Here is a 712-nt window from a genome sequence, read left to right as displayed (position 1 = left end):
GTTCTATCCATATCATTAAGGGTTGCGTTGCCGTCCCACAATAGTTGAGTAAGACTTAAGGTGGCTTCTTTTCGCGTGAGATCGGTTTCTTCTCTACCAGCAGCGGCAGGGTCAATACCTTCGTAACCTATACCTGCGTCCAAATCTAAGCTCGGTAAATAAGCTCCGGTTGCAGCATCTGCTTGTTTTACAGCGCTTTTAAATTCGTTGTAAGTGCTTTTCAACTCTGGATTGGTCGCAAGAGTGATGGCGACAGCTTGCTCCAAAGTTTGTCCGCAAGCGGTAAAACTTGCCAGCACTATGCAGCTTGCTATGAGTGACTTTTTCAGTTTCAAGGTGGCCTCCTTAATATCTGCCAAGTCATTAGTCCATGTTCTGTAGGAGTCAAATCCCCCTAAATGAGGTGATCAAAGCTTAGTTGAGGAAATGCAAAAGTGAGAATGTTTGTGCTGAATTGAGTTGTTGATTAATTAGTAACTTATTAACTTTCGTATGGACTTTTTTGCTATTTACTAGATTGTCATTAAGGGCAGGGCTAGCTTTATAAGGTGTGGGAGTATGCAAAAGTTTTGTCCGCAGCACTTTTGCTGAATTAGGAATACCTCAAATTTGGGACCCTGATTATGAATGCGAAAAGTATAGCTCCGTTCATGTTGGCGAATACGACGGTAGTCATCGACATCAATGGTGAAATTAGAGAGTTAGTACCTGG

At 42.4% G+C, this 712-nt stretch carries 1 protein-coding gene; it reads right to left on the bottom strand.

Going from position 1 to position 712, the window contains the following annotated elements; all coding sequences use genetic code 11:
* Window positions 1-335 (bottom strand): TolC family protein (locus QTO00_RS20455; RefSeq protein WP_331426373.1); only part of this gene is annotated, 335 nt, incomplete at its 3' end.
* Between the last annotated feature and the right edge of the window lie 377 nt (window positions 336-712).

Origin of the sequence: Vibrio sp. M260118 (assembly GCF_036533755.1) — a bacterium.
Lineage (GTDB): Bacteria > Pseudomonadota > Gammaproteobacteria > Enterobacterales > Vibrionaceae > Vibrio.
Note: the sequence above shows the minus strand (reverse complement) of the source record. Positions and strands in the feature narration are given on the sequence as shown.